This window comes from Telmatocola sphagniphila, assembly GCF_018398935.1.
Taxonomy (GTDB): Bacteria; Planctomycetota; Planctomycetia; order Gemmatales; family Gemmataceae; genus Telmatocola; species Telmatocola sphagniphila.
Map to the genome: position 1 here is coordinate 1,074,650 of NZ_CP074694.1, position 26,516 is coordinate 1,101,165.

The following is a 26,516-nucleotide window of genomic DNA, read 5'->3' on the forward strand; positions in this document are numbered from 1 at the left end:
CGGGGGAGGTATTTAGTCCACGTGCAAAAATTCATTGCTGCCGAGCAGGGTGCGCAAGTAGGCCGCGAGGGATCGCTGCTCGACGTTGTCCAGCTTGGCATTTTTCAATTCTGTTCGATACGCATTCAGGAAACCGAGTGCTTCGCTTCTTTCCTGTTCGCTCGGTGTTCGGCCTATGGCTTGTATCCAGGCGAGTTCAATCTGTCTCAATGGATCTGGAGAGCTCAATTGAAGTCGACTGGCCCATTTCTGAGCTTTCGCATGAACGAACGGATCGTTCAGGAAAAACAGCGATTGTGTAGGTACAGTAGTCGTTTGCCGATCTGCCGTGGTCGCATTCGGGTCGGCTCCATCAAACAGCGCCAGGAACGGATGTCGCTTCAGTCGCTGGGTCATGAGATAAATGCTCCGTTTATCGTGCTCATAGACAGCACTAAATGGAGAATGCTGCGAATAGCCCCATTGCGCCGGGGAAGGGAATGGGTGCTCTTTGGCAGGCGTGCGGTCCAATTCCCCGCTAACGGCAAGAATCGAGTCCCGAATCTCTTCGGCACTCATGCGTCGGCGCGGGAATGAGATATAAAGATCGCTGATATCGAGATTCTTTCTGGTACTGGATTCAGAAGAGTCCGGAATTGATGATTGTTGATAGGCGGAGCTCAGCATGATTAAACGGTGCATTTCCTTGATTGACCAACCGTTTTTCATGAAGTGACTCGCCAAATGGTCGAGCAATTCGGGATGCGTCGGTGGCAAGCCGCGAACCCCGAAATCGTTGGGAGTTTTAACGAGTCCTCGACCGAAATGGTGTTGCCAAATTCTATTCACTATTACCCGAGCAGTTAAAGGGTTATCGGCTCGGGTGAGCCAATTCGCCAGTTCTAATCGCCCGCTTCCCACGATATTTGGTGGAAGTGCGTTGCCGCCGAGCGACCGGATAAGACTGCGAGGAACCATCTCTCCCGGTTTGTCGGGCTCGCCACGCAACTGAATGGCAACGTTATGGGGAGTCCCTTCCACAACTCCGTAAGTCATCTCAAAGGGGCCTTCGATGAGCTTCTTGCTAAAAACCCTTTTGTCTGCTTCCAGCCGCAGTAGCTGAGCGCGTAATTCCATAATCTGAGCACGGCGATTCCTCTCCAACGGATTTGCCTTGGCGGGGGGCCATCGAAAGCCGGCAATGGCTTGTTCTGGATCACGAAATTGTCGGCATCCAGAGAAGGTCGAACGCCACCGATGTGGCCATAGCTATCAATGAAAGTATGGTTGAGGGTACCGTCCCAACCGGTAGCAAACTGGCCCTCAAAAGTGACTCTGCCGGTATGGGAAGTTAGAGAACCTCTATAGGATTTTAATTTGAGATCGAGAGTCAGTTGCAGCTGATACCATTGGCCGCATACTAAAGACCCCACCGCTTCCCGAGCGTCACCGCTCTGACGGAAAAATTTCTCGCCGTTGAAGAACAGTTCAACAGCTGCTGATTGTCCGGGGCCATGCCCAATGTAATACCTCCAGGAACCATTACCTCCCGCTGCCTGGCTTTCACAGCGGAAATCGAAACCGAGGTAGAGTAAACCCTGTGGATTGGGGCTCAATTTGGGGAGAGCCTGGCCGAAGCCATCGTACTCCCCGCGGTTGGGCATGTGGATTCCCAACTGCCCTTTTTCGTAAAGGTTCTCGAAAGGGCTTTGCGAGTTGACCGACAATTTCACCGCACTATTCGGCCCGGCGTTCCAAGGAGCAATAGGTGGCTGATCGTTAGCTTGCGATTCGAAATCTCCATCAATTCCTGCGATAGCCTGAAGTTGTTCCGCAATTGAGACGCGATCGAGTTTTTTGTCATTATTGGCTGCAGGCGGCTTCTCAGAGAACGCGGGAATAGGACTGAGTTGCACGCCAATATTGTCGTAGTCAATTGCGGGATGTTTCTGTTGCTGATTCACCGAATCCAATTCGACCGATTCGATGCGACCCATCCACTCCTGCGAAATCGATTTCTCTTTAAACTCACTAGTTGAGCCGGGGAAACCATATCGACCGGAGATCTTCCGATTTTTAAGATCCAGATCGAGTTGGAGGTTGTACCACTGGTTCGGCTGAATTGCTCCTAAACGTTCAATGGAAGCACCGCTCTTTAATGTGAGAGCATCGGCAGAAATCAAGATTTCGAAGACTGGTACAGAACCAATTGAATCGAGTCTGAAACGATGCATTCCCTTTGCTGGGAGATTACCATTGCCGACTCGGAAGTCGAGATTCACGTAGAGATGGCTACTATTTGAATCCGTATATATCGGATACAAAGCCTGCTTTACACTATAGTCTTCCGCTCCCGAGGATATCGAAATACCCGCTTTACCCGAGGGATAGAGATTCTGAAAGGGGCTTTGAGCGGCGTTGGTAACCGCGATTTTTCCCTCGTAAAGCCAAGGAGGGACAAGCACGCCATTGCTACCTCCCGCAGCAGGGGCCTGCATTTCAAAATCGCCATCCATTTCATGAAGAGAATGCTGGATGGAAACGGGTAGACTTTGCTTCTCTCTTGACAGTTCGCGAGAAAGCTGAGCGACTTGTCTTTGGAACTCGCGCCATTTGAGTTGCGATTCCGCAGGAGGCTCAAGAGGGACCATCAATGAATTTCGCTGCTTCTGCTCTGAACCTGGAAATGCGTAACGGCTACTATCGAAGATGGCATAGAGTCCGTAATAATCTTTCATCGAAATGGCATCGAATTTGTGATCGTGACATCGAGCACAACCCAGACTCAGTCCCAGAATTGATTGGCCTAGCGTATCGATCGTGTCCTGAATGGTCAGATACTGGTAGTTTTCGGAATCGAAGCCGAATCGTCGGGATATGGCTAGGTATCCGGTTGCAATTACCTGCTCGGCATACTTCTCGCGGGGACCTTGATTCGCCAATATGTCGCCGGCAATTTGCTCGCGCAGAAATTGATCGTAAGGCTTGTCTGCATTGAAAGAATCGATGACGTAGTTCCGATAACGCCAGGCCTGCGGAACGGGATAATCGGCCGTGTCGCCCGCGGTATCGGCATAGCGAACAATATCGAGCCAATGCCGGCCCCATCGTTCGCCATATGCGGGAGATTTCAGCAATCGCTCGATGAGCGATGCATATGCACCGGGCGAAGTATCCTTCAAGAAGATGTCAATCTCAGCGGGAGTGGGAGGTAATCCCGTCAGATCTAAGGTTGCTCGCCGAATTAAGATCAGTTTGTCGGCTGGCTTCGCAGCTTTCAATCCAGATTTGATTTGACGGGAATGGAGGAAGGCATCGATACTATTTTGTTTGAGAGAATCATTAGAAATCCTTGGAGGTGGCCAATCACGAACAGGTTCGAAAGACCAGTGTTTCGCGGCCAGGAATTTAGCGGATTTCGAGGGCCAGTTCGCTCCTTCCTTGACCCACTTTTCGAAGTAGGCGATTTGTTCGGACTTCAAGGCTTTTTCTTTTTCAGGTGGCATGGCTGAGATGTCGGCTTGGCGTCGAATCGCACGTATAAGGAGGCTTTCTTCCGGCTTACCGATAACCAGGGCGGGACCGGAATCTCCGCCTTTGAGAAGAGCTTCCCGGGAATCCAGTCTCAATCCGCCGGAAGTCTTGATGCCACCGTGGCAGCGAAAGCAGGTATCAATTAGAATCGGGCGAATTTTCGATTCGAAAAAATCCTCGCGTTCGTCCGCCCGAACTAGTGACGGCTGAGCAGCCAGGAAAATCAGGAATAGAATCGCGCCAGGGTAAGACTGCAGTCTCATACCAGACGGCTCCAATCGGATTGGCAGACTTTCGGCTGCGGGGTGGGAAGGAAGTCAAAGCCGAAACTGTGCGTAAGAATATGATGCTATCATACAGCACTTTAAGGATCACATCAACCTTCCGATTCGGAGAGTATCGGAACAGTTCCCCAGCAACACGACTCCTGAGTGAACCATCTAGGATTCAAGATTATCTGTCGAATCAGTTTGGCTTCGCGATAAGCTCAGCTTTCGCTCTTAAACGTGAATCGATCAGGGACTTGTTTTCTGCAATAGCGATTGATTTGTCTCGTCCCGGATTGAAGTGTACCTCCTGTTTCGGAATCCCCGATGAGGTTAGACAACCCTTGGTGACGTAGCTCGGCCAATTATTCGCGAGCAAGCCCAATACGTTTAGAATGATCTCCCTTCTTCAGCACTGCTTAGTGACTGAAGCGTGGAGGGGAATCATTTTAATCAGTGGTGCTTCGGAAAAAGGAATCATGGGAATATTCCCACTTCCATCGTGCCCGATTCCGGCACTTCTGGCGCGAACCTCATGCCTTCGGAGAAACTTTTTTATTGAGTTTGGTTCTAGAGCGCGAGCTTCTCTTTTGGGTTTGATCGCGGAAATCGGAAGGGGTAAACCCTGTTGCGCATCGGAAAGTTCTGGAAAAGGCGCTGTGATCGTAAAAACCACATGACTGAGCAATCGCCGTTATGGATAGATTCGTTTCTTGCAGAAGGCGTGAGGCTGCCGAAATTCGCGTCTTCAGAAGAAATTGAGCTGTAGTCACACCGAACACATACTTCATCAGCCGAAGCAATCTCTGCGATGTAATCCCAGCTCGACGGGCCAGATTGGCCGGCGTGACCTCGCTTGAAAGAGTCCTCTCGAATTCCTCCAAGGCAGTGGCTAATCCTTTAGGAATATCGTTACGCTGCAAAGGCGCCCGCACGTCGCGAGAAAATCCGATGATTCCCACGATGTGTCCTATTGCGTTGCGAATCGGTAATTTTGTCGTCAAACACCACACGGCTTCCCGGGGTCGCTGCCATTGAAGTTCCAAATGATCGATCAACGGAATACCTGTCTGCAATATCTGGAAATCCTGTTCGGAAGGTATGCGGCCAAAATCTCCCGGGCAGATATCCTGCGGACGTTTACCCAGAGCATCCGATTTTCGAGTTAAGCCGTGACGAGAAACGAGCGATTCGTTCACTGCAAGATATCGACCCCGATTGTCCTTGATGAAAAAAGCCAAATCCGGCGTTATATCAAAGAGAGTCTGCAGCACTTCAACATCGATCGGTAGGCAATCGTTTTTTCCTGCCACGGCATTCTGCAGTGTGCGCGAATTCATGTTAAGTTGCACTTACTTTACAAGCAGATAATGATCCCCGTCGGGTACAATAGACTACAATAGCAGGTTTTCAATAGCTCAGAAGGTGCATACCGATAGAAGTGACTTCGGCGCGTTTCGATGTCTGCGGATTCTCGATGAGAGTTCGATCACAATCGGTTTTTTTTGGATGGACCCCAAGGGAAGGGGGTGAGTAGCCGATTCCAGGCCTGCACGAATCGCTTATACCTCGGAAGATTTGCAAAAAACCTTGCTTAGTTAGCTTATGACGATTTTGAATCCCTATGAAGTAGGGAGTGTAAAAAAAAGCCGCTTACCCTCACAGCCCAATTCGGAAGAGGGATTTCTGTTAATAATATTTCAGCACTTAGAATCAATCAAAAACATAGCAGGAACCAGCATGATGTCACTCAAGCGATCCTATTACTCGATGTTCGCCAGTCTGCTTCTAGTCCTCAAACAAGCGAAGTTTTTGATGCCAATTCCGTGGGGAGTTTTAGCGAGATAGTTCGATGAGTCCTCCGCGCCGGAGCTTTTCGCTCGGCCGAACGCATACTTCTATTTTTCAAACATTCTTCCTTTCCGCGAATAGCTCTCGGCGTTTTATCGGATCGGGACATCCGGATCCCGACTTCATTCGGTCGAACGATCAACACCTCAGTGCTTTCAGTAGCCGGAAGAAGATTGGCAAGTGCGGGTTCCAGCCGAGCAATCGATAGACGATGCGGCCGGCCTTCCGGACGATCTGACAAGGCAGAAGCATGAAAGCATTGAGGAAGGTTTTGAATTCCATTTTCAAAACCGACTGCTTCTGGTCCCGATGCTTTTCCCGCCAGCGACCAGGAGTTTCCGGCAACGTCAAGGCCCACCAGGCTTTCAAGTTCCAGGCCAGGGAGGCCATCACCATGTACGCCCAATTGCTTTCCAGATCGTGCAGCGGCGCGTGCAAGGCCCGGCAACCGCCCTTGAGCTGCGCTATCAGATTTTCCTGATTGCAGCGATCGTTGGCTTCGTAGACGACTTCCGCGGCCGTGCACTCCCGGTCGTTGGTGATGTAGAAGAAATAGCGTTCGTCCGGATACAGAACGGATTCGCCTTTTTCCACGGAAAGATTCTTGCGAATCACCACCAGGCGATACGCCCTTCGGCAAGCGGTCGGTTGGTACTCGAACTCGGCCACCGCTTCGGAGATCAACTTCACATTTACGAATTCCCGCTCTTGGACGATCCGCTCCTTGGTGTTTTCCCGTCGGTGTCGCAACTTCGCTTTCGCCGAGTATTGCGCGGGACGCTCGAACTCGTGCCAGGCCGACTCCGGCAGGTTTTCCGCCATTGCTTCGAGGTTTTGCTTCGAATCGTAGCCGAAATAAAAGCGTACTTTGGCGTTGGCATCCCAGCCGTCGAGGCGAGTGGTCTGCGAGAAATCGGTGTCGCCGCGAAAGACGATCCTGCGAAAGCCCGCTTGAAGGCACAGCAAAAGAGCCCGGTCGAGTTCGACCGCGGCCCCTTCGTGCGAAGGGCGATTGCCGGGACGGTTGACGATGCTCAGCGTCTCACCGGTGTTGGCCAGGGTCACCGCCAGGGGGTGGTAACACCAGTCTCTGTTATAGTTGATGTCCATCCCCGCTTTACGCTCGCCACGCGTTTGGGTAAAGCTGCCGTCGGCGTCGATCTTCGCGCATTCCCAAAAGGAATCGGGTTGCTTCGACCAGACGCGTAAACGGGTCTGGTTGAAAGCGTCGATCAAAGCCTGGATGCTGCCACTATCGAAGCGTCGACAAAAGTCGCCCGAAGTAGTCGGGTCGGGAAAACGCTGAGTGCCCAAGGCGTTGAGAAAGTTTTCGTCGCTGCGACGCAGTTCCATGTCTTGCAGGCAGGTACCCCCGCAAAGGGAATTGTAAGCGATGGCCAATACGTGGTCCGATTCCGAGTAAGGCTTTTGAAACTGGAGCAGATGCAGCTTCTCGTCGATGTCGTCGATCAGTCCGATACGCCGGGCCAGAAGGTGCATGGCCCCGAGGCCTCCGCAACTGATCGCCCCCACGCGTTCGGAGACTTCGTAATGAATGTTGGAGGCGTCGAAAGAAGGAGCGAAGGTCATCGCGGCCTCTCGCTTAGCCAGGCGACGTTCGATTCGACTCTTGCATTTTTGAAACCAACGTCCGAAAATAACATTCACTCGAAACTCCTTTTTGCGACTGTCGATTTGTTAAGCGGTTACTTACACAAACCGCAGAAAACAAAAAGGATTTCGAGCTTTCTTCGATAAATCGAAACAATTCTCCAAAAAACTACGCTGTTTTAAGGTCTAGTTGCACTCGCTGATATCCAGATTTCGGGTCAGGAGCCAAAATCCACTCCCATTGGGAACCAGCAAAAGTTGAAACCGTTGAAGGTTTTTATTCTCGCCGGACAATCCAACATGCAGGGGCATGCACAAATATCCACCTTGGATTCCATGGCGGAAGATCCGAAAACGGCTCCTATTCTGAAAGAAATTCTAGGACCGGACGGCAAGCCTCGAGTCTGCGATCAGGTGTGGATTTCCTCGGTGGGCTGTGCTGGAGATGGCTGGTCGGACGTCATTGAGCAAAAGGGCAAGTTGAAAGCCGGTTTTGGGGCCGGAACCGACAAAATTGGCCCCGAATATACCTTTGGCCTCTACATGTCGAAATACTTGGGCGAGCCGATTCTGATCATCAAAACCTCCTGGGGGGGACGCAACCTTCACACCGATTTTCGTCCGCCTAGCGCAGGGGCTAAAACTTACAACGACTACATCCTGGAACAATGGAAGAACCGCAAGCTCGACGCGGAGAAGGAAAAGGCCGACATCAATAAAAAGGCCGGAGTCTTCTACCGTCACATGATCGATCATGTACGCAAAGTGCTAAAGGACATCAAAGCGGTTGTTCCCGACTACGATCCGAAGCAGGGTTACGAGATTGCCGGGTTCGTCTGGTTCCAGGGCTTCAATGATCTCGTGGATAGTTGGACTTATCACAGCCCATCCAAGAGCAAATCCAACCCCTATGCGGAGTATTCGGAATTGCTCGCTCACTTCATCCACGATGTTCGTAAAGATCTCGCAGCACCAAAGTTGCCCTTCATCATTGGAGTTATGGGAATCGGAGGTTTGAAGGAAGATAAGCAAACACAACAGTCGAATTTTCGTTTAGCTCAAAAAGCTCCGACATCTTTACCGGAATTCCAAGGGAATGTTCGTGCGGTGGAGACTGCTGTTTTTTGGGATGAGGAACTGGACGCTTTGCATACAAGGATGGAAAAATATTGGCCGAAGGTGGACGCGAAGGTCGCCGAACAAAAGAAGAAAGATCCGAAGGCCGATGCCTGGGAGAACAAAATGAAACTCATGGCGGAGTATTTTTCGCCAGAGGAATGGAAGCGACTGAAAGGGGCCTCCAACGGGGGCTACCACTATCTCGGGGCCGCCAAAATCCTGGCACCCATCGGAAAAGCTTTCGCCGATGCGATGAAGGAAATGATTTCGGCAACTCCGAGTGAGAAAGCTCCAAATTCTCCAAATCTGACTGCAGAGCTGGCCCCCACCTTCACACAATTGCTGATGAAGGAATCCGTTTCTTCTTTGGCTAAAGCGGCTCGAGAGCAGGGTGATGCCAGTCGTGGAGCGATGATCTTTTACCGTTCGGATCTACTTTGCATTCAGTGCCACATCCCTGGTGACGAAACTCCGAAGCTTGGACCGGATATTTCTCGGGCCGGGAAGGACGCCACCGATACTTACCTCGTTGAATCACTGCTTTTTCCCTCCAAGGTGATCAAAAAAGGATTCGAGACGATATCCGTAACGACCACTGCCGGTAAAAAAATCACGGGACTTCTCGCTTCTGAAACGGCGGAGACTTTGACTCTACGCGACGCGTCGGACCTTGGAAGATTAATTAAGATCTCGAAAAAAGAGATCGAAGAACGTAAGACTTTGGCCTCATCATTGATGCCCGAAGGACTGATGAATGTCCTGGCAACTCGACAGGAATTTCTCGATCTCACCCGCTATCTCATCCAAATTTCTGAGAAAGGGCCAGATCGTGCCCGTCAACTAAGGCCAGCCGCTTCCCTGATTGCTCCACCACCGATTCCCGAATACGAACGAGATCTCGACCACGCCGGGTTGATTAGTTCTTGGGACGAACAGAGTCTCAAACGAGGTGAGACTATCTACACTCGAGTATGTGCCAATTGTCACGGAACCAGGGATCGCCAGGGATCCCTGCCGACTTCCTTACGCTTTGCCGATGGCAAGTTCAAGAATGGTTCGGAACCGCTGCAAATGTACCGGACCTTAACGCACGGCTACGGCATGATGTCGCCGCAAACCTGGATGGTCCCGCAACAAAAATATGATGTGATCCACTACATACGCGAAGTATATTTAAAACCTTTCAATCCTTCGAGTTATCGTTCAGTAGATGCCCCTTACCTGGCCAATCTACCCAAAGGGAAATCGCGTGGCCCAAAACCTTCTAACATCGAACCCTGGGTCAGTATGAACTACGGCCCCAGTCTGATGGCCACACTAGAGATCGGCGACCAAGGAAATTATGCGTACAAGGGAATAGCGGTTCGACTCGATAATGGTCCCGGTGGCATTTCGCGCGGTCGACATTGGATGCTCTTCGATCACGATACTATGCGCATGGCCGCGGGTTGGAGTGGCACGGGTTTTATTGATTGGAAGGGTATTAATTTCAATGGAGAGCATCAGGTACATCCCCGAATTGTGGGCAATCTGCATTTCAGCAATCCCGTGGGCCCGGGCTGGGCAAATCCTGAGACGGGTTCCTTTGAGGACACTCGACTCACCGGTCGGGACGGGAAACATTATGGCCCTCTACCGCGCTCCTGGGCCCAGTATAAAGGGATCTATCATTATAATAATCAGGTAATAATTTCTTATAGCATCGGCGGCACATCGATTCTCGAAATGCCGGCTTACGAATTCGCCGAGGGTGAGAAGGTGGTATTCACTCGCACACTGGATATTCGGAAATCGACGAAAGATTTACTAGTGCGAGTTGCTCCTTCAAAGATCCATGTTGTGCAAGTTGGTTCCGGAGCCGTTCTGGAAAATGCGGGAGAATTCACCAACCTTCGTATCCCAGCACAGCAAACGCCTTTGACTATCAAACTCTTGCTAATAGAGGATGATATAAATAAGTATACGCAATTTATAAAGAATTCTCCATTACCTGTTAGTCTCGAACCGTTTACTAAAGGTGGGCCACCACGCTGGCCGGAAATTCTCACAACAGAAGCGATCATTGGAGACAGTTCTCAGGCTTATGCTGTCGATGTGCTCAATTATCCTGCAAGTAATCCCTTCAACAGTCAGATGCGGCTGACCGGCTTTGATTTTTACTCCGATGGCAAACGAGCCGCCGTCTGTAGTTGGGATGGAGATGTCTGGCTGGTGAGAGGGATCGACAATCCGGCGGGTGGTCTCACCTGGCAGCGAATTGCCTGCGGACTCTTTCAGCCTCTAGGATTGAAGATTGTGAAGGATAAAGTTCACGTTTGTTGTCGGGACCAGATTGTTGTCCTCCATGATCTCAACGGCGATGGGGAAACCGATTACTACGAATGCTTCAATAACGACCATCAGGTCACTGACCATTTCCATGAGTTTGCTATGGGTTTGCAGACGGATGCGGAGGGCAACTTTTATTATGCAAAGGCCGCTCGACATGCACTTATGGCGGTGGTGCCACAGCATGGTACTCTGTTGAAGGTTTCGAAAGACGGTAGCCAGACGGAAATTTTAGCAACGGGATTTCGCGCTCCAAACGGAGTGTGTCTCAATCCGGATGGGACTTACTTTCTGACCGATCAGGAAAGTTTCTGGGTTCCCAAGAATCGAATCGATCTCGTTGAAAAAGGGGGTTACTATGGAAATTTCTGGGGTTATCACGATGTGACCGATCCTTCGGACGCTGCCATGAAGAAGCCTCTCGTTTGGATTACTAATGCCTTCGACCGCTCACCATCGGAACTCCTTTGGGTCAATTCCGACAAGTGGGGCCCGTTGAAAGGATCGCTTCTCAATTTCTCCTACGGTTATGGCAAGATTTATGTCGTACCCTTTGAAAAAGCGAACGGCCAGGTACAGGGCGGAATGTGTGAACTTCCCCTTCCGCAGTTTCCCACTGGGGTGATGCGCGGCCGTTTTCATCCGGAAAACGGTCAGCTTTATTGTTGCGGAATGTTCGCCTGGGCCGGGAACCAGACGCAACCGGGGGGCTTCTATCGCGTACGTTACACTGGAAAATCTGTCTGTCTTCCCACGCAACTTAAAGCCAGCAAAACGGGCATGCAGATCACTTTCAGCGCCCCCTTAGATCCCAAGGTGGCAGGCGACCCCAAGACCTACGCAGTGAAGACCTGGTCGCTCAAGCGCAGTGAAAAGTACGGTTCACAACATTACGATGAAAAGCCCTCGGTCGTGAAGGCAGCAAGACTTTCGGAGGATGGTAAAACCGTTATCCTGGAGATTGAGGACATCAAACCGACTTGGAGTATGGAGATCAAATATCATCTGGTAGCTCAGGATGGTTCCCCTGCAAGCGGCTTTCTCCACAATACGATCCATCACTTGAATGATTAGAAATCTATCGAAGGTTTAAATCGGAAGAGGTTATTGATCGTAATTTATAAGGAACTGAAAACATGACCTGTTGAGGAATTTCTTCATGATACCTAATTCGGATCCAGACGACCCGGTCAATTGGCCAGGAGGAACATTAATTGGGATCGCTTTGATAATTCTACTTCCGCAACTGATTTTTTTAATAATTGGCTGGAATATCATAGTTCCGATTTGGGCGACCGCGGGAATTGCACTTTGGATCGTAATATCCACCAAGTCGTCCTATGAAGGGTTTCCGTTTTCTTTTGATTTCGTTGCGATGCAAATATTTTTAGGTTCGGTGTCGTTAACCATTTTGGCCGTTTTCAAGATGATACAACGCGAGTGAAATCTAGAAGAACGGTTTTAAGAGAAGTTACCGGTAGTAAATATTCATACCAGTCAAATTGATGTTTGATAAAAGTTTCAAAATCTTTACCGTTTTTTTCTTTAGAGAACGGTTTAACAAAACAGGCTTCTATTCCGAAAAATCGGAAAGATCCTGAAGATTTATGCATGAGGATCGAATATTATGCAATCGCTTTTGGCGGCCAACATATCATTTTTGTTAGCGGTTGGATTGCTGACTGTCAGAAAGCCCGCCAAGTCAAACAGAGTTTATTTCCTCGCAGAGGATCCGGGTGACGACTATGTCGGTTGCAATAACCCGAAATCTAAAATTCCCACGCTGAATCGAGATAGACAGTCTTCGGAAAGAAAGCGATTTACCGATGCTGAGTCCCCCTCGGCGGTATCTACAACCAGTCGCCATGGGTTCCGGACGAGAAGATATGCCTTTCGAAATTGCTGGTGGCATTTCCTGGTGTTCTTAGCTATCCAGTCCGCGATGCACGTGCCGCTCATTGCGGGGGGTTCTAATCCACCTGATTCCCATACGAACGTGCGGCCGCTGAAAGTTTTCATTCTCGCAGGCCAGTCCAACATGGAGGGGGCGGGTTTTGTCAGAGCCGAGGAAAAACGAAACGGCGGTAAAGGAAGTTTGGAGTTTATCGTCCGTGATCCGGGCACGGCGAACAAGTATAAACATCTCGTCGATAAAGAAGGTCAGTGGCTAGTCAGCGATCATGTTTGGATTCACTTTTTGACCCGCAAAGGGAAATTGAGGCCGGGCTTTGGTGCCAAGGAAGACCAGATCGGACCGGAACTCGGCTTCGGCCAGGTTATCGGCGACTCTTATAAGGAGCCAGTACTTCTGATCAAGCTGGCCTGGGGTGGGAAGAGCCTGGCAAAAGATTTTCGACCGCCCAGTTCCGGGGGTGAGGTTGGCCCCTATTACAAAGAGATCATTGATCGCACGAAGACTCTGCTAGGCAACCTGAAGAAGGAATTTCCAGAGCTGGGTGATCGTTCCTATGAACTGGCTGGTTTCGGCTGGCATCAGGGTTGGAACGATCGCGTCAACCAGAGTTTCAACAATGAATACGAAAAGAATCTTGCTAATTTCATTCGCGATATCCGTAAAGATCTCGAAGTGAAAGATCTTCCTTTTGTGATCGCCGAAACGGGGATGAGCGGTACAGAAGAAAAACATCCTCGAGCGCTTTCTCTGATGAAGGCGCAAGCTGCTGTGGCCGAATACGAGGAATTCAAAGGAAATGTCGCTTTTGTGGGGACTCGTTCGTTCTGGCGAGATAAGGACGTTTCACCCAGCGGTCAGGCCTACCATTGGAACAACAATGCCGAATCCTATTACCTGATCGGCGAAGCCATGGGGAACGCCATGGTAAAGCTCTGCGCTGCGAGAAGTTCCTCGAAATGATCCTTGGCCACAAAATTCTTATCCGATATCTCAACCCGAAAGGGCCTCTCATGCCGGTTAGTGTCTTTCGTTTTCAAATTTTCATGATCACTGCTGCTCTCCTCACAGCCCCTCCCTGTCACTCCCTGGCGACGGAACCTGCCCCGCAAAAAGCCGAGATGGCCGGATACCTGCTCATCCCCCACAGTAAGGTCGATGCGAAATACAATGCCGGTTTCTCGATGTATGTCGCGGCTTGGCCGCTCCTGAAGAATTATCCGGGCCAGGAGTTTCAATCCGGTCTGCCGGGCACCTGGATGTTCTCTCAGTACGAAGGGACAAAGCCGAAGGATATCTACTCGGACATTGAAGGTGGGCTCGGATGGTGGCGCGACACTCGGTTCGCCACCGAAACTCCAAAATTTATTATGGGCGGCGTTGCATTAAACTTCGTCGAATGGGCCAATGGTCCCGGGGCCGGCAAAGGTCGCGATTGGAATAAGCCTGCAGGGCACTACGCGATCGCGCAGCTCAGCCCGTGGGTGCTCTGGCCTCCCGATGGTTTAAATTTGAAGCGGGGAACTTCGGGCGAATTGTTCGGCTACGGATATCTGCCCTTACCCCTGACCAATCCTAAGAAAACTACTGCAGGCAAGGATGTCCCCACCGGAAATCAATGCTGGACGCTTTTTTTAAACACGGGAAACTTCAAAGGCCCGGTCACGTTCTTTCTCCCTTATTTCTGGTCGAAGCCGACTCTTGATTATCCCAAACTGGCGGGTATGTTTCTCGACACCCGGCCCTCTGAACCCAACAAAGCAGTGCAAATGGAAACTCAGCATATCCCCGCTTATATAGCTCAGGATGCGAAAGGGGTTACCTTCGCTCGCGTTGCCACTACTCAATTTCCCAGTCAGCGCGAAGGCAACGCTCCCTTGATTCACCGCATGACGGCCTACAGCCGGTCAGCACTCTGGGACAATGTCGAAGCCTGGTTCGGTGGCGGGCCAACCGCCTCGGGGAAAGTGGATGACAAGGCCGCTTCCATACACACTTTTGAGAGCAAAGGCGGCGCTACCTGGCAGATATATTCTGCCAAGACGCCCCGTGAAAAGAAGGTGCCCATCGCCTGGAATTCTTTTGCCAACCCTGCGGCCCTAGATGAGATTACCTATGGATACCAATGGTCCAAAGAAGCAGTGACAACCTCGGAAAATAGCTCGGATTCACTGATCCGCCTTCCCGAATACTATCGTCTGGAAAAGGACAAGAGGGATCGGGACAAATGGGTAGTTGTTAATGAAAAGGATGTGCCTTCTGAGACCGGTTTAGCCAATGTTTCATTTCCGAAACGACGCGGCCCGGATCGTCGGCCCTACCTCACACCGGAGGGACCGGAAAGTTCCTGGAAAAAGCCCGGACCGGCAGCGGGGCCATTCGAAGCTAAGCTTGAGGATGGAAGTGTGGCAACCTATTACTGGTATCGCTTTGCGGATCAACCTGCTTTGTTGAACGCGGATCTGTCTGGGGAAGAACGGGAAATTCTTCAGAAGCGAGTGGAACTGCTCCACAGGAATTGGACGAAAGACCGCGAGTACCTGCCACCTCCCAAGATTGGCCGGCTGGCTCAGTTAGATCCGGGGGTGATCGTAATTCCGCCCAAAGGGCTGGAATACGGTTACGTTCCGATTGTAACCCGACAATCTGCTCAGGAATGACCGGTTAAGGCTAACCCAAAACAAAACCACATTGAATTACTCGTTCTGATGACAATAATCGCCCTGCTAACCAAGGCACCCCGTTCGTTCTCTGTTCGCCCGCATGGACCTTTGGGACGACCAGTTTGGGGGCGCCGAACTAGTGTTTGCTGCATTTTTACGCATCTTTCAGATCTATCTCAAACACTCCCGCGATCTAAACTCGAAGTTGCGGAGGTGGATGGTTCCCGCCCAGGCTGCTGAAGCAGAGATGTGGGAAGCGTTGACTAACGCAATAGGACTGAAGACCATTGGAGTCGGGCTGCGCTACGCATCGCCCGACGGTGTCCCGGCGATGGGTGGTGTAGTCGAGTATGTCAACTAAAGTCCGTATGACGGACTGCATCGGATCGACAAGTCGGGGCTCACCGTAGCTGCTTTGGGAGTCGTCGATGGCGGCGGCTCGATCATGGTCGAGCTGAATCTCTATCTGTACGGTGATCCGACGGCTGAAATAGTCACCCATCAGACCCGGCTCTGAGACGAATGTTCTCAAAAACACTTCCCAATGCCGACTGAGGCGGGTCAGAGCGAATGAGCGAATATTTTGACTGCGGCCGTTCGTTGATGTTGGTTGCACGAATTGGCATAGCAGTTTCGTATCGCAAAAATGGTCTGACACTGCCTATGAAACGCTTGAGATTTGAACCACTTTTCGCCACTCGAAATAAGGAGTTCCATCGCTTATTCCGTGAGTTTGAGCGTCATTAAATTCGACTTGAGCACGCTTGTTGATCAGTAACTCGCGTGATCATAATGAGAAAGCCCTTCGACGATCTCGCCGAAGGGCTCATTTTGAAACAGGATCGGGCCGATAGGATTTGAACCTACGACTTCTTGGTCCCAAACCAAAACGCATCCAATCGGAAACGCTGGAAAAAGTCGGATGAAAGCGATGGTGCAAAATGGTTTGTACCCCTGTTTGTACCAGATCCGCGGATTTGGTGAAAATCGGGGCTATCGTTCTGATTGCCGTGCGAGATACACAGCGGACGAATAGACAGGGCAGGGCGGAACGGGCGGGGGTGGGTGGCCCTAACTCGACAACCGATCTGGTGTTCGGATGGAGTTCGCTCCGGACGGCTCGCCCTGGTGAAGCTTTCGCGGTTGCTACTTTTACGAGCATCACTTTAATTTCAGTCCGACGATCTCGCCAGTTTCCGGATTGAGCTACCCACCCCCGCCCGTTCCATCGTTGCCTATTGCCTAATCGCCGCCTTCGTTTCACAATAAGTTCAGTTTCTTCTCAATCACACTTTCAGAGGCCCAACGATGAAACCGCTCGCAATCGCTTCCCCTTTGCTCTTCCTGTTCGCATCGCTCGCCAGCGCCGAGAATCCGCCCGAATTCAATTACAAGCTTTGTGAGAAACCAAATTATCTCTCCGAGTCCCACGGCAAAGAGATGATCCTGAAAGCCAAATTCAGAATCGGCCAGCCCGGTATCATCGCGGTTTACGAACGCAAGAACAAGAAAACGAATCGAGAGGATTACCCGGCCGAGATCCCGGTGAAGTTCTACAGCCCGGAAGCTGAAAAGAACTTTCGGGAATCGATCATCGCCAGCAACAAAAGGAAAAAGGATCTGGTGGCCGAGCTGGTAGCGAAAGCGGATTTTTGCAAAGAGGATGAAGTTCTTTCGAAAGACTATGTTGTTCCGGATGCCCTCTTGCCCAAAGCCAGCATTACGCCTCGGTTTCAATCGCTTCAAAGTGGCTGGATGCGAATGCAGGAAGGCGCGGCCGAGTCCGATGCAATCATGGAAAAGATCTTGGCGGATGCCCGGAAAAAGGGACAGACCGAAAAGCGAAAGTACTACGGTGCATTCGGTTTCGTTGATGCAAAAGTGAACGCAATCGCGCCGGAGAAGGAAGATAAGCCGATTGAGATTCCCACCGAGACGGCCGCGAGTTCGAAACTGTTTCTCGCGAAAGCCAAATTGCGGAACGATGCTGATAAAGCTGAAGGAATCAAAATCTTGAAAATGATTTTGGATCAGTACCCGGGAACCAAGGCAGCTAAGGAGGCCGCTGAGATCTTCGACGATTCAAAATAACCGGAGCAGGTTTCCAGTCCAGGCATCAGGGCCCAATCGCCCCGCCTTGTCGCGCCGCCGCTTGAACCGCTCCGCCCATCACTTGAACAGTGGCATTGATTTCATCAAGAGTTTTTTGCATCTGATCCTGCTTCATGTCCTCAGCGCCTAACGACTTGTTGAGTCTCATCCATGTATCACTCAAGCTTTCGAACTGAACCGAGCCTACGCGAGTAAAACCTTTGTTCCCGCCGTTGTCTTGCCGAGCTTTTTCCCTCTCTTTAAGTCCTGCAAGATAATTCGAAATGTCACGCAGAGGATTTTTGGATGTATCTACTCCGATCCCGTTTGCAAATCGGTTGGCCATATCCCCTAATCCTTTGATGTGAGAGATCCCACCGCCCTGAAGATCGGCATCCCAATTCTTCATTACCAAATCGAGCGTTCCGGGTTTCATAATTCCTAGATTTTCTCCCATCGCGGCCATTGTTGCAGCAATCGCGTTGGTAGCTTGTTTGTACTGCCGGACCATCCAATTCAATTTATCGATGACGAAGTTGACCGCTTTAGTTGCCCAATCCATGAGATGATCGGTCCAAGACTTGTTAGCGTCGTCCATCGCGTTTGAAGTTTTTTCGGATTCAGTGTCGAAGAATCCGAACATATAAGCGCCGGCCGCAACGAGCCCCCCAATAGACGCAACTGCCAAACCTACCGGACCTAAGAAAGCTGAACCGATAGCAACAGCCATCCCCCCAATTCCTTCCACCACCGCGAAGATTGCAGATCCCAAACCAACGAAAGAGCCGATGACCGTTGCGACGACAGAAGCAACCCCAGCGGCCGCGACAACGAATCCGGAAACCGCTGTAGCCATCACCACCCATTCCGTTGCCGCTTCGACGGTTGCCTTATCTAAACTTTGGAACCACTTCACAAAATCAATAACGGCATCGGTTGCCATTCGCACATACGGTGCCAGTGAGTCTCCAACCACTCTTGCAGCATATTCGAGAGCTGCCCCCAATTGCTGCATTTCAACCGTGCCAGCGCCCGCCTGAGACAAGATCCCGCCGATACCTAAAGTCCCGCCGAGTGTGAATTTGGATGCTGCCGAAGTGATGCTCGATATCGACTTGGAAACCGATTCGATAACCTGATTCGCCGAACGGCTGAAGGAAGCAACGGCCGCTTGCGATCTCGCGATTGCAGCCGCAAAGAGGTCTGCCGCTTTACTCGACTTGCCGAGCTTGCCGCCAATGCCGTCGATATCCGATTGTACTTTCGAAACTCCGTTGGTTACGAAGTCGACAGTCATTTCCGCAAGTTGCTCTGAAGTCGCCATGATTCCCTCCGGTGATTCGAAGTCTCTTTCACATTGGTTCCAACTGTAACAAGTTCGCCATAAATCCCCAAACCGCCCGCCTGGTCAACCGGCCAAGGCGAGAGCATTGGTTCAAGTTTCGCCGCGATCAGCCGCCCTTGCTAGTCACCAGCTCGCACGGTTACTCTTCCGCGTCGAGAACCGATCCCATGAATTCTTGAAGAGCTTTAATCGATTCGGCGTCATTCCCGAAAATGCTATTCAGAAAGCTCAACCAGCTTTTGGGTTTGCCGCCAGTGGGCTCGTTAATCGGTCTGCACATGCTACTTTCCTTTTTAAAGTTACTTGTTAAAAGTTCGAAGTTTCTATCCCATGCCGAGCATCGCAGTGCGAGATCGGCCAGATGTTGATTCAATCCCGTTTGCCACTTTGTCGCCTATCGCATTTCTGAATCCCTCCCATCGGTTGCTAGGTTGCTTTGGTCGATCTTTCACGCCGGCCGCAAGAGCAATTCACCGCGGGCGGGGTGGGTTGCCCTGATGGTATCCAGTTCGGTCTACCGGTCGCCTGGTGGTCGCCTGGTGAAGATCCGATCACTCGCCGCCCGCTTCCCCCGTTTCCCCTGGTGTCTGGAGTGGGCCACCCACCCCCGCCCGTTCATCCGCCGATGTTTCACCCGACACCGGTTTCTTTCGCTCATCCACAAGCCCTAAATACTCACGGATCCGCTCCAGAGGTGGCAAGTGGATCCGCAGCCCTAGTAAATCGTCAATCGCTCGCTGGGCCATAATTCGGTCACGTGGCTTCGAGTTCGGATCGGAAATCACGGATGTATAGACGGCCAGCGATTCCGCACGTTGTTCCCGCCGAGCTTTCTGGATCTCCAGGACATTCCAATCGCGGGCGGTTCTTATCCAGCCCTGAATTGTCGAAGAGAAAATATCAGTACCAAATTTTTCGCGCACCTCCCGCTTGATTTCCTCCGTGGTGAAGTGCCGGCCGAGCATCGTTTGAACGAACTCAACACGCTCGCGAACTTGCTCCTGGTGAACAGCTCGCCTAGTCTTTTGGCCGTTGTCTTTTGCCATAAATCGCCGCCTTCAATTACCCTTCGCGCGCGTGAGGTATTCTGATCACAGTTGAACCGTCGCAACTCTCTCGATCCCAGGCAGATTTTCAGCCCGCCAGAAGGCCCATTTTCAGCCCTCACAGATTCGTTTTGGTCCCATGGGTCCCATGTGGCCCCATGAATCCGAAAACCAGCTCAAATCCTGTGGCCGAGCTTCTAAGTACCGCTGAAGACAACCAAGCTAGGTGTCTAACTAATTAATTTTTGTTTTTCTCTACTTCATGGGTCCCATAGGACCAAACCTCAAAAGAGCAATTCTAAGTACTGAAATAATCGGGGTTTACGCATGGCTCCATGAAGATCGTTCCATGAGGCCAATCATGGGGCCAAAAACGGTTTCATGAGTCCTCAGATGGTTTGGCTACCGGCTTACGAAGTCTAATTCCCTTAAAAAATTTCTTTCGTGTCTTTCCCTCGTCTATGAAATCGCCGTTTTTGGCCCCATCACTTTCGGGATCTGGGGCGTAAGTATCGCGAATAGTTTTGATCGCGTTGAAACACGATTTTAAATTGCGGCTGAAAAGGTTTCTTGGAAGAGGTTTGAGACCGGTTTTAATCGCGTATTCTTGCCATCGTAGGTAAACGTCAGCACAAGTTTCCGTTGCTTCTTTGTCGTCAATAAAGCAGTACTCTTCCACGAATTCAACAATCGGATTGGAGAGTGCTCTGAAGTCATCCATGTCATCCTGACCCGAACTCGGTTGTAGAAAATCCTTACCTTGTTCAATTCGTTCCTGAAGTCGTTTTAAGCCGTCCAAACTCCACCAGAAAATAGAAGGAAGTTCCTTCAAAAGTTTCTCAGTTAAATAACGATCTTCACGCCCTAAAAATGAGGTTGTAGTTCGAAGCACAATGAATCTCGAAGCCAGCGCCAACGCCGAGTCGGGAAGCCGCGGCAGTTCATTGCTTGCGACTAAAATTCTCGCACCCAATCGCACTTCTTCGAGCGTACTCAAATACTTCCGCTCGATATCAATCGGATCGTCGCCGCTGATTGCCAGCAAACGATTCGTGATCAACTTGTCGTCGTAACGTCCGGAGATCCGCATATCGGGAAAAATAGCAAGCTTTTTGCCGATCCAGCCACTAAGCCCGAACGGGTTTGACAATTGGCTCATGCTCGATGCCAGGCAGTTGGAATGCCCCATCAGTGCTTGCAAGACCCGGCAGATTGTACTCTTTCCACTTCGAGGCGGACCTAAAAGAAAAAAGATCTTGTGGCATCGCGTTTGCCCGGACAAGAGATAGCCAGACACTTCCTGAAGAGTGTCGATTGCTTCTGGGTCCTTCGGCCAAATGGATTGAAGAAACTTTATCCATTCCGTTGGGTGAGACGATTCGATTCTAAAGTCACCAGTGAGAGCGTAATCGAGTTTGTGAAGGTTGAAAAAATCGGGTGACAATGGGGCTGGCTTCACTTCCTGACTCTTTAACAAATCGCTCAGCTTTAATAGGCCGTTTGAGAACACGACGCAATCCGACATGTCTTGACCAGCTTTGGGGCCGCGAAGATAGCAGGGTGGTTCAATTTCTGAAGGTACTCTGGTTTTCGCACTAAGGGCTTGCATGGCCGATGAAATGTTATTCGTCGTTACTGGCGGCGGGGTGGGTGGTTCACCGTTGCCGGACCATGCCGCGATTTTCTTCTTGTACTCGGCTTCAATTAGTTTGTTGGCAACTTCCGTCAGCCGTGGTCGAAGATCTGAAACGGGTGTCAGTTTGTACCTTTCATCGGAGTAAATGTAAAATTGCTCCCTCCAATAAACGACTTTATCCGTTCTTAGAAACTCGTTCGCAATCCTCATCGGATCATTTGGCTTGCGAAAAATCCCCCCGTTCTCTTTGAGATCTCTCTGGGCTTCTTCTCGCTTTTCTAAGTCCCGCTTCAGCGGATCTAGTGAGGGAGTAGTTCCCGCGATGTGTCCAAGAGAGTCTTCCAAAGATTTCAACATGTTCTCGGAGTGGCCACCCACCCCCGCCCGTTCATCCGCCGAGCTGGTGTTGTGAGGTGTAAGCGAGATTCCGTCCCCGGCAGCCGTGAATTGGGCGGGTGGGTTGCCATTCCCAAAGTTCGCCGTCTGATTTATTTTGCTCAGCATTCGAGCTAGAACGCGAGATCTGAAAGCAGAATCCGGATCGCTGCTACTTGAATTTGAATTTGACTTTGACTTTGTGTGTTCATCATGTACCATTAAATCGTCCTTTCCGTAGTCCGCGTTTGTTTTTCCGACTTGGCCACACATTTGACCGATGTGTGGCCTTTTTTCGTTTTCCTAGGTGTTCCTTACTACTGCTGCAGCTCTATCGAGTAATCTCGGCCGCCACGGTTCCGACGTTGCCAATGTTTCGATATTCTTGGACCTCCCGATAAAGCCCCCGCGGGATTGCAGCCGCGCATGACCAGCCAGGGCCCATGCGAGGACTGCTTCCCGTTCACTCACGAGCCGTTTCAACAGTGACGGATCGTCTGGTAGTTCTTTTGTCGTTTTCACATGCGTGAACTTGTTGCCGAGATCTTGGCCAGGGCGAAACGGCTTGGTAAGAGTTTCCGCCACGATGATCATCTTCGTGCTCGATTTCGAGTTGCGTATCGTCGGCTTTCTATCGCTACTCGGAAGCAACGGTTTTCTCTCGATGGTCATGGGCCGATTCATGGAAAATTTGATCAGGTTGTTAATGATCCGATTTCGCAGTGAGAAACTTTTCGGCATGTAAAAGTATTTGCAAAAAACCGCCATGTGTGGCTGCATGAATTCAAAGATCCACGACTTACCCAGTTGGTCAACGAAGGGATAGCAAGCGTTTTCGTCGCCAAGAAGTATTCGAAGCATTCGGCAAATCAAGTCTGTGCTTGATTCCGGGCCTGTTAAAACAAACATGTTTCCGTAGCTGGTGTCACTGGTCAAAACGTAGCTGAAAAGCTCTTGAACTGTTTCCGCTGTGTTGCCATCGACGACGTGGCCGAGGGCTTCGAGCCAGGCTGGACATCTGCCAGACTTCAAATCTGGACTAACCCGGATGCCGTTCAGATTGAAGAGCCGCGGCCGCGTCGGGTTATCATTGGAGCAACCCACCCCCGCCCGATTCCCCTTCGAACTGGTGAACCGGCCGGATTCGATAGCTTCCTTCAACTCGTGCGGGTCGAATAGACCTTCCGATGTGACGATCTTTTTGGAAAGGTCTATCCTGCTTTTAGTGCCGAGAAAAAACGGGGGTTCAAAAGTCCCGTCAACGTACGTTCTGACCATCAACGCATTTTTGACGGCATCCACGAGCCGCCGTTGAACTATTGGCTTTGTGAATTGAAACTCTGGATGACACTTCAGCTTCAATTCGAATTCCGCCTCGATAACATTATTGCTACATGACGCTATCAATCCGGCCGCTTCAGAGTTGAGCATTTCCCGGTATCCAACTCTGTCGGGTTCTTGGATCCAAAAACTTCCCCGCCAGTAAACAAGCTGTTTGAATTCCCGGATAAAGTCCGCAATCTTTCCGGGTGGGGACCATGTTTTAATTGCGATAATCTGTTCTTTTTCCGCCGCTGCCACTGTTCCGTTCGTTCGTTTGTTCCCGACCATGTTTCACGTTGCCCTTTCCCGTTTATTAGTCCTTCGATGTGAGGACTGAACCGGCTTGCATCCGCGTTCAATCCAGTTGTGGATTTCAGAGACTCGCCATCGTCGCATTCTGCCGATGTGAATTCCCTTGGGCATTTTCCCGGTATTCGCCATAAGCAGCACATGACGCCAATGACACTTCAGAATCTCGGCCACTCCCTTTACATCGACCATGGCCGGGGTTTGAACGGTTTGCATTTGCCACCTACCTTTCATTAAGCGGGAACACTCTAACACATTGCGCCGCGATCACCAAACGGCGCAGGGGGGTTATGAAGTCTGAAGGTTTTCGAGGAATTATTGAGGCTTAGTAATCGTGCGGGCGGGGTGGGTAGCCCAAAGGATACCGCGACGGAAAGAACTTCAGGAGAGCTTACGCTTCGACTCGCCCGCGCTTTCGAGATCGGACTGGCTTCGCGCCGGCCGCAATCCATTCTTTGAATTCGCCTAGATGCCAACGTCTCAACCCGCCGATCTTCAATCCAAATGGGATCTTCCCTTCGTCTGCCATCCGATACACTGTTCGCCAAGTGCATCCAAGTAGTGCGGCTATGTCGTTCACAGTGACGAGCTCGCCTGTGGATTTGGGAACGTTCGTTTCATTTGCTTTGCGGGGTGCGCGCAGAACTGTCGTCGTGGTCATTCTCTTGGACCTCATAAAAGATTGAAAGCGTTAGTTTCTTGGTCTGAATGATGGATTAAGAAAGGAGTGTAACAAATGGGGATTGATTCCCAAGTGATCCGCTCTAACGCTTCAGGGGATTTGGCTTATATGACGCCTAGATGAAACGTTGGAAGTATTATGATTATGAAGCTGACACGAGTCAAGTTTAGTTGTCGCAAATTGACAATTTTCCGCATAGCGGACTGGGACACCTGTGTGGTGAATTGCTCTGGATGCTACCAGTCTGATCGGTTTCCGGGCTCGATGATAGCAACCCACCCCCGCCCGATTCCCCTTCGACGGCTCGCCCTGGTGGTATCGGGTTGGTTCTGATCATCGCCCTGGTGGACACTGCCGCCCGGGGTGAGAAGTCACCAGCGACGAACGGGGCGGGTGGGTAGCCTTGGGTCATCGGCACATGCGCGGCGCACGCGGGGATATCTCGCCAGTTACTGGCTTTTGGGCTTAAGGAATGGGATAGGTCTACCGATCTCTTCCAGCTCTTTGATCGCGGCTTTTCGAAGTTTCTCCCGCACCCATGCCGATAGTTCGACACCGGACACTTCTGCCGCCGACACAAAAGTTTCTTTTTCTTCGGGAGTCAAGCGGACCTGGAGCACTTCCGCCCGAGTTCGAAAAACTTTTGGCTTCTTAGATTCCGTCTTTTTCTTCATGGAATCATTGTACTGCCATTGAAATGACAGTACTTAGGAATTTTCTTGACTGTACTGACAATGGCAGTACAATACCCATAGTTACTGAAAAGAGCGAAGCCAGCCGAAGATTGCACCCTTCGACTGGCTTCTAACCCAAAAACTTGTTAGGAGTTTTCGAGTATGGTCAACATTTTATCAACCAAATCCGCTTCGAGTAAGCTTCCCGTGGTTCTTCGACCGATCACCGCCGGCGAATTCGCTGTAGCCGTCGCCAATGACCTTGAAATTGGCCGGGTATGCGAACGCTCAACCGGGTGGTCTGCAATCGGTTTGAGGGGCTATATCGGCATGTTCTCGTGCCAAGCCGCGGCTGTTGCAGCACTGGCCCTGAAGATCTCCGTCGATTCCCCTTTCTAATCAACCCATCATTCGCCCACTCTTCTTAATCCACCGTACATCCAATGAGAACCACAATGCATACTTACACTCGCACCAATTGGCTGAAAGAACCAACCGCACTTCTGCGTTACCTTACCCGCCAGAATGTTTTCCGGCTTCTCGATCCTTACGAGTTTGCCAAAGGTCGAACCGCTCAAGAATTTTGGGACGATGCGGAATACGAATATCTTCTTACCGGTCTTTTGCGTGTCGCGGACGTTCGAAGGGAAGGCCCGTTGCCCTGGAAACACTACGCGGAAGCTTCCATAGCGGTCTGTGAGCTTGCCCTGACTTATTTCGCTAACGATCTGGTCCCGGGTGTCGAAACGCTCCAACTGGCGAAAAAATATCTTGTAACGCCTACTCGGGCTCTGGGTAAAAAGATTGCTCGTAACGCGGTTTTTTTGGCAGATTCCGACCATGACCACGGCGGAAAATTGCTTCTCAAATCGACTGCAAGCTTGCATGAGGCGATTGCGTATGCATCTTTCTGCACGCTCCGCAGTTCAATCCAACTCTCCCATGCGGAACGACGTTCGCTTTCCGAAGTGGAACAATTCAAACTGAATGAACTTCTCGGCAAGTCTTATGCATTATTACCCATTGAACGTCGTTCGACTTTGATCTGCCATGAGCCGGCATTCAATTTGCCAATCCAATTAATGAGCGAAGTTTTTGGATTCTGTAATGATGCATTCGATGATCGATCCGCAATATTATTCGAATCAAAAGCATGCCAGATTATACGAGATTTAATCCCATGTCCCTGGCACGAAGACAGAGATCAAGAGGAATTTGAGAAACACAATCGATTTGTAAAGCATCTGGAATTCATAGATGTTAAAAAATCCACTATCGAAAAGCTCACGCGCACGATACCAGTAGTCACATGGAATCAAGATGAGTCTTTAGCTCAGTTTCTGGAATGGTCCGTCAGATCGCTCTGGTATCAGGATTCCGATCTTTGCAAAAGCAAATTGAATGAAGCTTTCGAAGGATCGTTGAATTTCTTTAAAAAAAATCAGCATTTGTCTGACGAATGCATTTCCATTTGCAGATACATCGCTGAAGGCTTTTCGGAAGCAGAATCAGTTGAATCTTTGTTGGCGAGTGCGGCCACGATCAAAAAGGTAATGGTCCCTGTCTACGAAAAACTGAAGCTCGAAACGACTGCTAGCAATGGTAAGTACGGTTACAAACCGGACTACAAAAAATGTTGCGAAAATCTCTTGGTTCGAACCTTGAGAAATCGCCTACCTATCCCGTGGACTGAATGCCCTATCCCAGCGTCCGCCGAAATCGAACAACTGAGAGAATTGGCGGCTTAATCGAGCCGATGCCTTCGTTTACTC

General features: G+C 50.6%; 19 protein-coding genes. 6 read left to right on the forward strand and 13 right to left on the reverse strand.

Annotated elements, in window-relative coordinates; genetic code table 11:
• Positions 1–12: 12 nt before the first annotated feature.
• The 4 genes from KIH39_RS04630 to KIH39_RS04645 all read right to left on the reverse strand — a co-directional run bounded on the left by KIH39_RS04630 (position 13) and on the right by KIH39_RS04645 (position 7,298).
• Positions 13–1,035 carry a DUF1553 domain-containing protein gene (locus tag KIH39_RS04630; RefSeq protein ID WP_213498098.1) on the reverse strand — a complete coding sequence of 341 codons (1,023 nt, stop codon included), beginning with the start codon at positions 1,033–1,035 and terminating at the stop codon, positions 13–15.
• Positions 1,032–3,776 carry a DUF1549 domain-containing protein gene (locus KIH39_RS04635; protein WP_213498099.1) on the reverse strand — a complete coding sequence of 915 codons (2,745 nt, stop codon included), beginning with the start codon at positions 3,774–3,776 and terminating at the stop codon, positions 1,032–1,034. The genes KIH39_RS04630 and KIH39_RS04635 overlap by 4 nt, the downstream gene beginning before the upstream one ends.
• Positions 3,777–4,312: 536 nt before the next feature.
• Positions 4,313–5,119 carry a helix-turn-helix domain-containing protein gene (locus KIH39_RS04640; protein ID WP_213498100.1) on the reverse strand — a complete coding sequence of 269 codons (807 nt, stop codon included), beginning with the start codon at positions 5,117–5,119 and terminating at the stop codon, positions 4,313–4,315.
• Between the two features lie 649 nt (positions 5,120–5,768).
• Positions 5,769–7,298, reverse strand: coding sequence for an IS1380 family transposase (locus KIH39_RS04645; RefSeq protein ID WP_213498101.1), 1,530 nt, complete (start codon positions 7,296–7,298; stop codon positions 5,769–5,771).
• Positions 7,299–7,499: 201 nt separating this feature from the next.
• On the opposite strand from KIH39_RS04645, the gene KIH39_RS04650 reads away from it, so the two are divergent.
• The 3 genes from KIH39_RS04650 to KIH39_RS04660 all read left to right on the forward strand — a co-directional run bounded on the left by KIH39_RS04650 (position 7,500) and on the right by KIH39_RS04660 (position 15,260).
• The gene (locus tag KIH39_RS04650) at positions 7,500–11,762 is read left to right on the forward strand and encodes a DUF6797 domain-containing protein (RefSeq protein ID WP_246539523.1); all 4,263 of its coding nucleotides are present in this window, start codon (positions 7,500–7,502) and stop codon (positions 11,760–11,762) included.
• An 844-nt stretch (positions 11,763–12,606) separates the two neighbouring features.
• Positions 12,607–13,563: a sialate O-acetylesterase gene (locus KIH39_RS04655; RefSeq protein ID WP_246539524.1), complete on the forward strand. Its 957-nt coding sequence runs from the start codon at positions 12,607–12,609 to the stop codon at positions 13,561–13,563.
• An 83-nt stretch (positions 13,564–13,646) separates the two neighbouring features.
• Entirely contained in the window at positions 13,647–15,260 is a 1,614-nt protein-coding gene (locus KIH39_RS04660; RefSeq protein ID WP_213498102.1) for a hypothetical protein, read from the forward strand.
• A gap of 196 nt (positions 15,261–15,456) precedes the next feature.
• Here KIH39_RS04660 and KIH39_RS04665 read toward each other — a convergent pair whose 3' ends face one another.
• Complete coding sequence (locus tag KIH39_RS04665) at positions 15,457–15,765, reverse strand: hypothetical protein (RefSeq protein WP_213498103.1); 309 nt, start codon at positions 15,763–15,765, stop codon at positions 15,457–15,459.
• 806 nt (positions 15,766–16,571) lie between these two features.
• Here KIH39_RS04665 and KIH39_RS04670 point away from each other — a divergent pair.
• A complete protein-coding gene (locus KIH39_RS04670) occupies positions 16,572–17,354 on the forward strand; it encodes a hypothetical protein (protein WP_213498104.1) in 783 nt (260 codons plus the stop codon).
• A gap of 25 nt (positions 17,355–17,379) precedes the next feature.
• On the opposite strand, the gene KIH39_RS04675 is transcribed toward KIH39_RS04670, so the two are convergent.
• The 8 genes from KIH39_RS04675 to KIH39_RS04710 all read right to left on the reverse strand — a co-directional run bounded on the left by KIH39_RS04675 (position 17,380) and on the right by KIH39_RS04710 (position 24,744).
• Positions 17,380–18,678, reverse strand: coding sequence for a phage tail tape measure protein (locus KIH39_RS04675; RefSeq protein WP_213498105.1), 1,299 nt, complete (start codon positions 18,676–18,678; stop codon positions 17,380–17,382).
• Between the two features lie 160 nt (positions 18,679–18,838).
• A complete protein-coding gene (locus tag KIH39_RS04680; protein WP_213498106.1) occupies positions 18,839–18,979 on the reverse strand; it encodes a hypothetical protein in 141 nt (46 codons plus the stop codon).
• 271 nt (positions 18,980–19,250) lie between these two features.
• On the reverse strand, positions 19,251–19,745 hold the full coding sequence (locus KIH39_RS04685) for a hypothetical protein (RefSeq protein ID WP_213498107.1): 495 nt from the start codon (positions 19,743–19,745) through the stop codon (positions 19,251–19,253).
• A gap of 379 nt (positions 19,746–20,124) precedes the next feature.
• Positions 20,125–21,978 (reverse strand): DNA primase family protein, encoded by a 1,854-nt coding sequence (locus tag KIH39_RS04690; protein WP_213498108.1) that lies wholly within the window; start codon positions 21,976–21,978, stop codon positions 20,125–20,127.
• Positions 21,979–22,059: 81 nt separating this feature from the next.
• Complete coding sequence (locus tag KIH39_RS04695) at positions 22,060–23,187, reverse strand: hypothetical protein (protein ID WP_213498109.1); 1,128 nt, start codon at positions 23,185–23,187, stop codon at positions 22,060–22,062.
• Between the two features lie 183 nt (positions 23,188–23,370).
• Entirely contained in the window at positions 23,371–23,604 is a 234-nt protein-coding gene (locus KIH39_RS04700; RefSeq protein WP_213498110.1) for a helix-turn-helix transcriptional regulator, read from the reverse strand.
• A 175-nt stretch (positions 23,605–23,779) separates the two neighbouring features.
• The gene (locus KIH39_RS26955; protein ID WP_390623682.1) at positions 23,780–24,064 is read right to left on the reverse strand and encodes a helix-turn-helix transcriptional regulator; all 285 of its coding nucleotides are present in this window, start codon (positions 24,062–24,064) and stop codon (positions 23,780–23,782) included.
• Positions 24,065–24,519: 455 nt separating this feature from the next.
• Positions 24,520–24,744, reverse strand: a complete 225-nt coding sequence (locus KIH39_RS04710) for a plasmid mobilization protein (RefSeq protein ID WP_213498112.1) — start codon at positions 24,742–24,744, stop codon at positions 24,520–24,522.
• 162 nt (positions 24,745–24,906) lie between these two features.
• On the opposite strand from KIH39_RS04710, the gene KIH39_RS04715 reads away from it, so the two are divergent.
• Positions 24,907–25,143: a hypothetical protein gene (locus KIH39_RS04715; RefSeq protein WP_213498113.1), complete on the forward strand. Its 237-nt coding sequence runs from the start codon at positions 24,907–24,909 to the stop codon at positions 25,141–25,143.
• A 425-nt stretch (positions 25,144–25,568) separates the two neighbouring features.
• Positions 25,569–26,492 (forward strand): hypothetical protein, encoded by a 924-nt coding sequence (locus KIH39_RS04720; RefSeq protein WP_213498114.1) that lies wholly within the window; start codon positions 25,569–25,571, stop codon positions 26,490–26,492.
• Positions 26,493–26,516: the final 24 nt, after the last annotated feature.

Bases quoted from the DNA above. Each gene is read 5' to 3' on its own strand.
- KIH39_RS04630 (WP_213498098.1), bottom strand. From the start codon at position 1,035: ATGACTTACGGAGTTGTGGAAGGGACTCCCCATAACGTTGCCATTCAG.
- KIH39_RS04635 (WP_213498099.1), bottom strand. From the start codon at position 3,776: ATGAGACTGCAGTCTTACCCTGGCGCGATTCTATTCCTGATTTTCCTG.
- KIH39_RS04640 (WP_213498100.1), bottom strand. From the start codon at position 5,119: ATGAATTCGCGCACACTGCAGAATGCCGTGGCAGGAAAAAACGATTGC.
- KIH39_RS04660 (WP_213498102.1), top strand. From the start codon at position 13,647: ATGATCACTGCTGCTCTCCTCACAGCCCCTCCCTGTCACTCCCTGGCG.
- KIH39_RS04665 (WP_213498103.1), bottom strand. From the start codon at position 15,765: ATGGGTGACTATTTCAGCCGTCGGATCACCGTACAGATAGAGATTCAG.
- KIH39_RS04670 (WP_213498104.1), top strand. From the start codon at position 16,572: ATGAAACCGCTCGCAATCGCTTCCCCTTTGCTCTTCCTGTTCGCATCG.
- KIH39_RS04675 (WP_213498105.1), bottom strand. From the start codon at position 18,678: ATGGCGACTTCAGAGCAACTTGCGGAAATGACTGTCGACTTCGTAACC.
- KIH39_RS04680 (WP_213498106.1), bottom strand. From the start codon at position 18,979: ATGTGCAGACCGATTAACGAGCCCACTGGCGGCAAACCCAAAAGCTGG.
- KIH39_RS04685 (WP_213498107.1), bottom strand. From the start codon at position 19,745: ATGGCAAAAGACAACGGCCAAAAGACTAGGCGAGCTGTTCACCAGGAG.
- KIH39_RS04690 (WP_213498108.1), bottom strand. From the start codon at position 21,978: ATGGTACATGATGAACACACAAAGTCAAAGTCAAATTCAAATTCAAGT.
- KIH39_RS04695 (WP_213498109.1), bottom strand. From the start codon at position 23,187: ATGCTCAACTCTGAAGCGGCCGGATTGATAGCGTCATGTAGCAATAAT.
- KIH39_RS04700 (WP_213498110.1), bottom strand. From the start codon at position 23,604: ATGCAAACCGTTCAAACCCCGGCCATGGTCGATGTAAAGGGAGTGGCC.
- KIH39_RS26955 (WP_390623682.1), bottom strand. From the start codon at position 24,064: ATGAGGTCCAAGAGAATGACCACGACGACAGTTCTGCGCGCACCCCGC.
- KIH39_RS04710 (WP_213498112.1), bottom strand. From the start codon at position 24,744: ATGAAGAAAAAGACGGAATCTAAGAAGCCAAAAGTTTTTCGAACTCGG.
- KIH39_RS04715 (WP_213498113.1), top strand. From the start codon at position 24,907: ATGGTCAACATTTTATCAACCAAATCCGCTTCGAGTAAGCTTCCCGTG.